The following is a 5,990-nucleotide window of genomic DNA, read 5'->3' on the forward strand; positions in this document are numbered from 1 at the left end:
CGTTTGGACAACTCATCGACCACAAGTCGAACATCATGCAGCACAACCGGATCCGACGCAGCAGAACCGAATCACAACCACGTAAGACACGGTCTAAGGGGGACATGGGCAACGTCCTTAACGCCTACCACGGTGGAATTATGAAATTCCCGTCGCTGACCTTCAATAGCGAGTACCGAGAAGGATGGGACGCCGTCAAATGACCTGGGGGTGACGGGTGCTCCGACCTGCGATAATCCTGTTTGCTGAAGACAGAATTTTCGTGGTTGAGGAGCGCCCTTCTGGTGGCGAAGTCCATCCCGCCGTATCCGGCGTTGCCCCCTGCCAGCCGCCGCGAAAGCCTGTGAGCAATGCAATCGGTTGCGGCATGAGTTCCGGAGTCTCGGAGGTGGCGGATCATGCTTCTGCGGCGGACGCGGGCAATGCGTTGGGGAGAAGGGCAACCACGATGAGTCCCCCGATCACGAAGATCGCGGTGGCCCACCAGAATGTGGTGGTGTAACTGTGAATCTGTGCTTGGGCCTGCACAATCGGGGTCAACTCGCGACCCTCCAGGTACTCGGTCTGCGCGGTCACGGCGATCGTGCTCAGCAATGCGATACCGATCGCGCCGCCGACCTGCTGGGCCATATTGACCATCGCCGACGCGATACCCGTATCCGCCTGGTCTACACCGGCGCTCGACCCGTGCAGAGCAACCGATATCACTGCGCCCATCCCGAGTCCGAATAGCAGCAGCCCCGGCAGGATCCCCGACACGTACTGGCTTTTCAGCCCGATCCGAGTCAGTGTCGCCATCCCAGCCGCGGACAAGACGAACCCGCTCCCGACAGTGATCTTGGCACCGAGCCGCGGCAGCAGCAGCGTTGGTGCCGTGGTCGAGGCGATGATGATCGCGGCCACCATCGGCAGGAATGCAATACCTGCCCGAATCGGTGAGTAACGGAGATTCAACTGCAGGTAGTAGATGAGGAACAGGAAGATCGCGAACATGCCGATACCGAGAATGAACATCGCGAGATAGGCGCCCGTGCGGGTTCGATCCATCAGGATCCGCAGTGGCAGTATCGGATTCGCGACCCGCGTCTGCGAAACCAGGAATACTGCGAGCAGCACGACACCGGCGATCAGGAATCCGATCGTGCTCGCATCGGTCCAGCTCTTGCTGCTCGCCTCCGACAGTCCGTAGACGATGCTGAACAGCGCAGCGGTGACCGTCACCGTACCTGGCACATCGAGCGTCGGTTTCTGATCGACGACCTGCGTGGACAATGCAAGGAACGTCCCGATCAGTGCGGCAACAACGAATGCCACGTTGACATACAGCGCCCACCGCCATGAGGCCCCCTGAGTGAGCGACCCGCCGAGCAGCAGACCGACAGCGGCGCCCATTCCGGCGATCGCACCGATGACGCCGAAAGCTTTGGCCCGCTCGCCAGGTTCGTGGAAGGTCGCCGTCAGCAACGACAGGATGGTTGGTGACAGCAGCGCAGCGAATAGACCTTGGCCCACCCGCGCGGCGACCAGCATCTCGAAATTCACCGCGGCGCCGCCGACTACCGATGCGATACCGAAGCCCACGAGCCCGGCGATGAAGGTCGCCCGCCGCCCGAACAGATCGCTCAGCCGGCCACCGAGCAGTAGCAGACTGCCGAAGGCGACGGAGTACCCGGTGACCACCCATTGCCGGTTCGCATCCGAGAAGTAGAGTGCCCGTTGCGCATCCGGTAGCGCGATATTCATCACCGTCGCATCGAGCACGACCATCAGTTGGACCACGCCGAGCACGGCGAGCGCCAACCAACGCCTGGCGTCTATGGACTTGTCTGCCGTCACGTGCCGCGCGCCCGAGCCTGGTTCGTATGATCTTGCCATGTTCCCTCGCCTGATCAGTACAGATGTGATTTAGCAAGAACGGGGTAATCCCTCAAGGGAGGTAGCTGGCTCAATTCGCGGCCCCCAACTCGCTGTCCAAGATACTGAACATCTCATCGGCAGTCGCCGCACCCAGGACGCTCTCCGTATTCAGCTCCGGCAGAACCGATCTCGCCCACTTGGCGGCGATTTCTCCCAGCCGAGCAGCGGTCAGCGCGCGTTGCGCCTCGGTCATCGTCATCGTATCGAGCGATACCTCCAGCCGGAGCAGCTCCGCCGCCGCAGCGTCGGTCATCTCCTGCTCCGGGCCCACTTCCTCGGCGAGGTGACCGGCCAGCGCGGCGGGATTCGGGTAGTCGAACATGATGGTCGCCGACAGTCGTAGTCCGGTCTGCGCGCCGATCCGATTGCGCACCTCCAACGCAGCCAGCGAGTCGATACCCATATCGCCGAAACCCCGGTCGGCACCGATAGCATCGATGCCCGCGTAGCCGAGCACGTCCGCGACATGTGCGCGCACGGCCGCGAGCAGGATCTCTTCGGCCGCCGTCGCCGACAGCCCGATCAGCTGCTGCGCCAATGTCTCCGGCTGGTTTGCCGTCTCGGAACGCGCCCCCGCCCGCCGCCGAGCCGCCGGCTCGGCCGCAGTACGCAGCAACGCGACAGCGGTTTCGCTGCGTCGTACTCGCATCGGCAGCAGCACCGCTCGATCCGTAGCGAGCGCGCGATCGAACAGCGCGAGCGCCGCGGTCACCGACAACGGTTCGACGCCTTCGCGGCGCAACCGGTGCAGTTCGGTCTCCCCGAGCGCCCCGGCCATCCCAGACTCGGTGTGCCACAACCCCCAGGCCAGCGACTGCGCAGGCAGACCACGGGACCGTCGATGCACGGCCAGCGCATCTAAGAACCCGTTCGCCGCAGCGTAATTCGCTTGTCCGGCGCCGCCGAGCATACTGGCGGCGGAGGAGAACAGGACAAAGGCGTCCAGCTCGAGTTCGGCGGTCAGCTCGTGCAGATGCCATGCGGCGTCGACCTTCGGCCGGAAGACCGTATCGAACCGGTCCGGGGTCATCGCCGAAATCAATCCGTCGTCGAGGACGCCTGCGGCATGGATTACCGCGGTGAGGGGATGGTCGACCGGGATGTTCGCCAGCACGGCCGCGAGTGCGTCGCGATCGGCCGCGTCACATGCCGCGACGGTTACCTCGGCACCTGGCTCAGCCAGCTCACCGAGGTCGGCTGGGGTGGAACGACCGCACAGGATCAACCGAGTCGCGCCATGCTCGGTGATCAGGTGCCGGGCGATCAGCCTGCCCAAAGTGCCGGTACCGCCGGTGATCAGGACGGTGCCGCGCGGGTTCAGCGGCCATGGCGACCGGCCGGGGCTGGTTTCGACCAGCCGGGGCAGGTAGGCGTTGCCCGCCCGCAGCGCCAGTTCGCTTGCCCCGGTGGCGATCGCGGCGGGCAGTACGGCCAATGAGGCGGGGTCGTCGTCGATATCGACCAGGACCAGCCTGCCCGGATGCTCGGCGCTCGCGGAACGCGTCATCCCCCAGATGCCGGCATGGGCCAAGTCCGGCGAATTATCTTGACCGACACCGAAGTCGACCGCATTTCTGGTGACGAGCACCATCGGCGTCTCAGTGTCGGAGCTGCGCTCGATCCGGTCCTGCATCGCGGTCAATGCTTGGGCGGCTACCTCGCGGGCCGCCTGCACCGACGTCGTACCCGCCGACGCGGGGGCGAGCAACAGCACGTCGGCCGTGGGCTCCGCACTCGCGATGTCCGGCAATATCGTTGGTTCCCAGATCATTTCGAACAAGTCGCCGGTCTGCGGCTCAGCGAGCGAGTCAAGAGTCACCGTCCGCAGCCGCACCGACTCCACCACCGCGACCGGCTTGCCCGCCGGGTCGAACAGCCGCACGCTCAACTGGTCGACGGCGTGGCGGGTCAGCTGCAGGCGCACCATCGATGCGCCCGCGGCGTACAGGCGATACCCCGCCCAGCTGTACGGGAGCGACAGCACGGTCGGGTCTTGGCCGCCGAGTAGGTCGATGCCGTGCAGCGCGGCATCGAGCACCGCGGGGTGCAAACCGAATTCGGCGCCGTCGTCCACCGCGCCCTCAGGCAGGGCCAGTTCGGCGAACAGATCCGCATCGAGCCGCCACGCTGCACGCAGGCCGCGGAATACCGGGCCGTAGCCGTATCCCTGCTCCCGCATGCTGTCGTAGAGACCATCGACGTCGACCGGCACCGCGCCCGCCGGTGGCCACACCAGTAGCGGCGCGGGTTCGGGCGCCGCCACCGGTGCGAGCACACCCGAAGCGTGCCGGGTCCAGGAGCCGCTCCTCCGTACCCTGGCGTGGATGGTAATCGTCCGTGCGCCAAGGTCATTCGCGGCATCGATGACGACCTGGAGATCGACGGGGTCACCGTCCGATATCGACAACGGTCGTTCCACCGTCAGTTCGTCGACCGCTGCGCAGCGCACATGTTCCGCGGCGTGCGCGGCCAATTCTACGAAGGCGCTACCGGGCACCAGCACCACTCCGGCCACCACGTGATCGGCCAACCAAGGCTGAGTGCGCGGCGAGAGCACGCCGGTGAGCACCACCGTTTCGCTCTCGGCCACGGTCAGCACGGCACCGAGCATGGGGTGTGCGGCTGTGCCCTGCCCCAGCGCCGCCGCGCCGGCCGGACCACTCGGCCCGTCCTCGAGCCAGAATCGCTGACGCTGAAAAGCGTAGGTAGGCAACAACACCGGAGGTGCGACGACCGGGCGGTGCGTCGCGAAGGCCAGTTCGACCCCGTGCACCTGTAGCGCACCGAGCGCGGACGCGAACGCGACGTCGTCGGCGTTGTTCTTGCGCAGGGTCGGCACCACCGCCGAACGCTGCGGATCCGCCAGCGTCTCGCCGATCATGCCGGCGAGCACTGCATCCGGTCCGACCTCGACGAAGACCCGGACACCCGCCGCCTCCATGGCGGCGACCGCATCGGCGAAGCGGACCGTATCGCGCACCTGGCGCACCCAGTACGCGGCCGCGGTCAGCTCTTGGACCGTCGCGCTGATGCCGGTCACAGTCGAGATCATCGGGATCGTCGGTACGTGCAGATCGAGTGCACTGACTACCTCTTCGTACTCCGCCAGCATCGCGTCCATCCGCGGCGAGTGAAACGCGTGACTGACCCGCAGCCGGGTGGTCCGGCGATCGGCGAAGGCCGCGGCAATCGCCGTGACGCCGGACTCGTCACCGGAGACCACTACCGCACCGGGTGCGTTCACTGCCGCGATGCTGACGGTATCGTCCAGGTGCCCGACGACCTCCGCTTCGGCGGCGTCGACAGCCAGCATCGCCCCGCCCGCGGGCAGCGCCTGCATGAGCCTGCCACGGGCCGCGACGAGCCGGACCGCGCTCGCCAGATCGAACACCCCGGCAATATGCGCCGCGGTCAACTCGCCGATTGAATGTCCCGCCACGAAATCCGGTGTTAGTCCCCATGATTCGAGCAGCCGAGTAAGGGCTACCTCGACCGTGAACAGCGCGCACTGGGTGTACTCGGTGCGGTCGAGCGCGGCAGCCGCCGGGGTGCCTGGCTCGGCGAAAATGACCTCTCTCAGTGGCAATTCGAGATGGTTGTCGAATAACGCACAGGTAGTGTCGATCGTCTCGGCGAAGACGGTGAATTGACGGTACAGCTCGGCGCCCATGCCGGGGCGTTGTGCGCCCTGGCCGGTGAACAGCCACGCCACCTTGCCCGATACCGGCTTGCCGGTGACGATCGTGGTCATCGATGTGCCCGCGGCCAGCGCCGCCAGCTGGGCGTCCAATTCGGCGCGGTCCCGCGCCACCAGCGCGGCACGATGACCGAGCCGGGCCCGCCCTGTTACCGCCGCGACGGCGATATCGGCCACTGATGCCGCCGGGTCCACCGACCGCATGCGCTCGGCCTGATCGGAGAGCGCGGCCTCGGTGTGTCCGGACAGCAGAACCGGAATCAGCTGCGGCGCAATATCTGCCGGCTCGGCCACTGGTTCGTCGGGCGCTTGTTCGATGATCACATGCGCATTCGTGCCACTGATCCCGAACGACGAAACACCCGCCCTACGCACA

Annotated in this window: 3 protein-coding genes; 1 reads left to right on the forward strand and 2 read right to left on the reverse strand. The window is 66.0% G+C overall.

Annotation, left to right across the window (positions count from 1 at the left end):
* The coding region (locus ACIA76_RS43480) for a hypothetical protein (RefSeq protein ID WP_397161412.1) at positions 1 to 203 on the forward strand (203 nt) is incomplete at its 5' end.
* Positions 204 to 396: 193 nt separating this feature from the next.
* Here ACIA76_RS43480 and ACIA76_RS43485 read toward each other — a convergent pair.
* Positions 397 to 1,875, reverse strand: a complete 1,479-nt coding sequence (locus ACIA76_RS43485) for an MFS transporter (protein WP_397161414.1) — start codon at positions 1,873 to 1,875, stop codon at positions 397 to 399.
* A gap of 70 nt (positions 1,876 to 1,945) precedes the next feature.
* A complete protein-coding gene (locus ACIA76_RS43490) occupies positions 1,946 to 5,989 on the reverse strand; it encodes an SDR family NAD(P)-dependent oxidoreductase (RefSeq protein ID WP_397161416.1) in 4,044 nt (1,347 codons plus the stop codon).
* Position 5,990: the final 1 nt, after the last annotated feature.

The sequence above is a fragment of the Nocardia sp. NPDC051570 genome (assembly GCF_044454005.1).
Classification (GTDB): domain Bacteria; phylum Actinomycetota; class Actinomycetes; order Mycobacteriales; family Mycobacteriaceae; genus Nocardia.

Bases quoted from the DNA above. Each gene is read 5' to 3' on its own strand.
- ACIA76_RS43485 (WP_397161414.1), bottom strand. From the start codon at position 1,875: ATGGCAAGATCATACGAACCAGGCTCGGGCGCGCGGCACGTGACGGCA.